Source organism: Moorena sp. SIO2C4 (assembly GCF_010672485.1).
GTDB classification, from domain to species: domain Bacteria; phylum Cyanobacteriota; class Cyanobacteriia; order Cyanobacteriales; family Coleofasciculaceae; genus Moorena; species Moorena producens.
The window spans coordinates 1-4,734 of record NZ_JAAHGN010000578.1 but is presented as its reverse complement, the minus strand read 5'-3'; the positions used below and the strand labels follow the sequence as shown (position 1 = coordinate 4,734).

Sequence of the window (4,734 nt, the reverse complement as noted above, 5' to 3'; positions counted from 1 at the left end):
AAACAACTGATTACTTGTGAGTTAAAATCTAAACCCAATCCAGGGGATTTATTCACTGATATGATCAGTGCTGTTTATATTACAACCTGGGATGGGGAAGGAACCTTAAAACACTGGGAATTAGAAGGAACAGTTCTGGAGGGGAGTCCTCATTCAGCGATAGTAACTGAAAAATGTATTATGATTCCAGATATGCCATTCCAAATGGGATTGGCAATGCTATTAGGAGTCAAGATTCCGCCTCTGAAAGCTTATCCAAAAACACAGATTTATATCGTTGATCGTGATGAACTCAAACCAGACCAGGAAACTGTTCCATCCCGTTTAGTCACGTTTGATGGGGATAGCTATCACTTCTTATGTAACTATCATCATATCGATGGCAATATCCATTTAGTTGGGATCCAGCAAGCAACAATTAGCCTCACTGAAGCCTTGCGACCGGATGATGTGAAACACTTTAGTGGTGAGAAGTATGATAAAGACTATTATGGTATCCCTTGGATGTTTGGTTTCGATCCTGGCGTTTTGCGCAAAGTGGTGATCCAAGATACTCAAGTGATTAGTGAAGAAACCTTTGTCCATCCAGGATGGTTTACCACAACCCTCTTCACTGCTGATCCACGAGAATTCTTGGCGGAAAAGGGATACTCTGCTCTCTATCAAGTTTATGCTGGATATTACCAACAGTTTATCTGTCGTCGTCAATATCTTAGTTTTCGGGATAGTAAAAACAGAGTTCTAAGGGATGATCAACTTCCTCAACAGGACTTACCTTCAGTTCTCGCTAAAATTCCTCTAGACACGAATTGGCAAGAACTGACTGAGCAGATCAAACAAGAACAGGAACAAAACCCTGACACCCATGTGTGTGATTTAGGCAAGGGATTGCTTGATTTTTATGTGTATCCTGTAGGAAGTATTTTAAATAGTATTCAATTCATTCCCCAAAACCAAGGGTATCTTTTAACTACTGTGTTGACCCCAGATAGCTTGGAGGCTTGGCTATTTACTGCTGATAATATCAGCAATGGACCAATTGCTAAAATTCGTCTCCCAGACAAGGTAACTTTTGGCTTCAGCTTACATTCAGACTATTTTGAGGAGGTGACTCCTGCTCCACGTACCTACAAAGTGAATAGACTAGAATCCGATTTACGGAGTATAATGGTAGTTCCTTGGGAATTTTTATTCAACCAACGCAAGGATATTTTTAAGAGAAAGTAATATAGTAAAGGGAATAGGGAGTAGGGAGTCGGCAGTCGGGAGGTAAGCTATCAGCGCGTCGCGTATCAGCTATCAGCTTATGGGTTAAGTCCCAGCGTCGAAGCCTGTGCCACGCTACTTTAAATGCTTTTGAATAAAACAGGTAAGCTTTGGCCTATGGCCACGCTACGCGAAACTTTAATCTGAGTTACGGAAGGCTGATGGCTGAATGCTGAATGCTTACATATCCTGCTCCCTATTCCCTACTCCCTACTCCCTACTCCCTGCTCCCTTGCTATATTGACTTTGACCATTGACAATTAACAATTAACAATTAACAATTGATGAGTTAGCTCAATAATAAGTATTCAAACAGACTTGAGAACAGCAGTTTATTAACCACAAGGATTTCATGGCTACATCTCCCCTTTCCCCTCGTTGGTTGAGAGGAGCAATAGTCGCTCTAGACCCTGCTAACCCCCTAGCTAGTGTGATTCTTTTCCAGTACAATCCCGAGACGATGACGCGATCGCTTACGCCCCGGACAGCAGGAGCGGATTTGTCTGCACAGGGTAAATCTGACCTAGACACTACTGAAGCGAAACGAATCAGTGGTCCTCCGAAAGAGAGCATTAGTCTAAAAATGGCCCTTAGAAAAGCAGGGACTGATTGAGATCACTCCTGGAGAGGATCGGCGGACACGATTGGTGGCACTAACGGCAAAAGGCCAGGAAAACCTGACCGAAGCTATTCCCCTCTGGGAACAAGCTCAAACAGAGGTGATTGAGAAGCTGGGTGTCGGTCCGTGGCACAATCTATTGGAGCGCTTGACTGAAACGGTTTCCATCGCATAATTGGCAACAGACTCCTGATCACAAGCCCCTCTTTTTTATTTATTTAAATAAGTGTATATACATTTAAGCGTCAGCATTCAGCTGTCAGCTTTCAGCTCTCAGCCTAATGCTTCAAATAAATCTCATTTGGGAGAATTTAATAGTTCGATATTTTACAGAATTGAAAGTCTGGGGAAAAGCCCTTGGCCTATGGCCATGCTACTGTTCGCGCAGCGTGCGCGTAGCGCAATCGGTGCTTTTGAATAAAATAAGCCGTTCGCGAACGGCTGACGGCTGACGGCTGACGGCTGAATGCTTACCAAAAACCTACCTTTATGAGGTTCCCTCTTGCCCCTCTTTTTATCATTAATTAATAGAGGCATATTCCCGATTGGGTAATTGACAAATGGTTTCCAAAGTCTTATTTGTATTAGTATAGCATAATCTGATCATTGGTAACACATTCACTAAAATAATTATCACAAACGTTGAATAAATATAAAAAAAGATTAATTAATTTTTTATAAATTTTAAATTTTATTAATTATAGTAAAAATCTTAAGAAAGTATAAATTCCACCATTTAATATTAAGTATATTTATATACTAAAAAATTTAAGTAAAATCACTGAGATTTCACCCTAAGGATCAGCTACTAATAATCCCCCTTACTTGGTGCAGCTACCGGGGCACTTTTCCTAGGCATAATAAAGATTTTACCCTGCTTTCGGTAGGTTTGATTTGTCTAGTGTCAGGCAGATATCCGTGGGAAAATCCCTAGCCCTATTTCCTAAATATATGTATTTTTTATTACTTTATTAGTACGGCGGAATAATTTCTACCGTTTGTTAAAACTAAATATGTATTCTTGGAGTTGATAAAAAGAGTTGATAAAAACCTCAAAAGACTCCAAGCAACCACTCAATAACTCAGTTTGTACAGGAGAATGAACAGGAAATTGATCAAAAATTGGAAAACCTTAGAAACCGCTGTTTGTCAGTGCTACTAGGGCAATTATTCCGGAAGCGAAGGGCCTGTGATCAGTTAGTTTGACAGAAGAGGTATTGTAGAGGTATTGTAAAGTATCGGGAGCAAGCCGAGATACCGTGGAGGGATTTGCCGGAGAGATTTGGAGATTTCCGTTAAGAGCTATTTGGAATTTTATTCATAACTACAATAAATGTTTGTCGGGTAGATTATGCCATCACTACATGTTTATCAATACCCTGACTATATAAGTCGGTTATATAGAAGCGATCTAGGATTTTTGATCTGCTACATTAATTCATATAATGCTATCAAAGCTTGAATTGTTTTTTAGCAACATTTTCAGAGTAATCAGAATTATGTATGTCCCAGAAGAATTAAAAGACCGTGATTACACCATCATTATTGATAAAAGTGGCAGTATGACCATTAAGGACGAGAAAAGGGGGACAAAAACTAGATGGGAGGTTATGGAAGAAACTACAGAGGCTTATGCTAGATATTGTGAAGAAATCGACCCCGATGGGATTACTGTTTATGTATTTTCGAGTAGATTTAAGCGATACGATAATGTTACGACAAATAAGGTAGAACAAATCTTTAAAGAAACATATCCTATGGGTGGAACATACCTTGATGAGGTTTTGCGGGATGCTCTCGAGAATTATTTCCAACGTAAAGCAAACGGTAGTGCTAAACCAAATGGGGAAATTTTCTTAGTATTTACAGATGGAGCACCTGATGATAAGCCTCCAGTAATTGATGTACTTGTGAACGCAACTCGTCGAATCGATAAGGATTCGGAAATTGGTATTTCTTTTATTCAAGTTGGTTCAGATCCCCAAGCAGCACAATTTCTACAAGAATTGGACAAATCTTTAGAAGAAAAGGGAGCAATAACTGGTATTTGTGACACTCTAACTTTAGGAGATTTAGAAGAAATACCTCCACCAGAAGTACTCTTGAGAGCTATTAATATAGGATAAGAAGCGAAAAAAATCTGTTTTTTTTATGAACAATATTATTTGAAAAAAATGTGATCAGTTTCCTTTAGATACGCTTACGTAAATTTAAACAAAGTCATAATTAGTGGTCTCATCTTAAATTATCATGTCAAAGGTTGAACAACTGCGTGATTTTAATAAGTTCGCTGAATCTATACTTAATAAACTTGAGGAATATGACTCGGTTATTCAGAATCAATCCCTTCAGCAGGATAGGATTTTAACTGAAATTAGCAACCAAGTTGAAATTGTCCGAAAGCAAGCCGAAGAAGTAGTTAAATCTTCTTCTTCACCAGTTAAAATTGCTGTTATGGGAGAATTCAAAGCTACAAAAACTACGGTCTTAGGTAGTTTACTTGGTTATGCAGGAATGTTACCAGACAGTCGAGTGGCAGCTACTGGGAATGTGACTCATCTCAATATCGTTCAGGTAAAAGGCTCGCAACCAACTGAATTTAAGTTTAGCGTTAAATATTTTAATCAGAACGAAATTGATCAATGTCTTGACTTTATAGTTGAGGAGTTGGTTGTACAGGCTGAAGCACAATTACCTAGTACGCAAATCGCTAGTTTAAAAAAATTTACTTCCAAAGATCCTGATGTTTGGCAAAACATTATCAAATGGTACGATGAAGTAAAAAATTATGACAAAACTCCTGGATTAGAAAACGCAATTCAAGAACTAGTAGTGTTTGTTGAATCTTA

At 38.8% G+C, this 4,734-nt stretch carries 4 protein-coding genes and 1 pseudogene; all 5 read left to right on the top strand.

From position 1 onward, the window contains the following. Window positions 1-1,227 (top strand): carotenoid oxygenase family protein (locus F6K20_RS24860; RefSeq protein WP_287296411.1); only part of this gene is annotated, 1,227 nt, incomplete at its 5' end. Window positions 1,228-1,618: 391 nt separating this feature from the next. Beyond that, window positions 1,619-1,879: a hypothetical protein gene (locus F6K20_RS24855; RefSeq protein ID WP_008190281.1), complete on the top strand. Its 261-nt coding sequence runs from the start codon at window positions 1,619-1,621 to the stop codon at window positions 1,877-1,879. A 34-nt stretch (window positions 1,880-1,913) separates the two neighbouring features. After that, window positions 1,914-2,060, top strand: coding sequence for a hypothetical protein (locus F6K20_RS24850; RefSeq protein ID WP_287266029.1), 147 nt, complete (start codon window positions 1,914-1,916; stop codon window positions 2,058-2,060). 1,324 nt (window positions 2,061-3,384) lie between these two features. Next, on the top strand, window positions 3,385-4,011 hold the full coding sequence (locus tag F6K20_RS24845; protein ID WP_008190275.1) for a VWA domain-containing protein: 627 nt from the start codon (window positions 3,385-3,387) through the stop codon (window positions 4,009-4,011). 124 nt (window positions 4,012-4,135) lie between these two features. Continuing rightward, window positions 4,136-4,734: pseudogene (locus F6K20_RS24840) on the top strand (hypothetical protein); the annotation flags it as partial.

Excerpts from the sequence above, each read along its gene's own strand:
- F6K20_RS24855 (WP_008190281.1), top strand. The coding sequence starts at position 1,619 with ATGGCTACATCTCCCCTTTCCCCTCGTTGGTTGAGAGGAGCAATAGTC.
- F6K20_RS24845 (WP_008190275.1), top strand. The coding sequence starts at position 3,385 with ATGTATGTCCCAGAAGAATTAAAAGACCGTGATTACACCATCATTATT.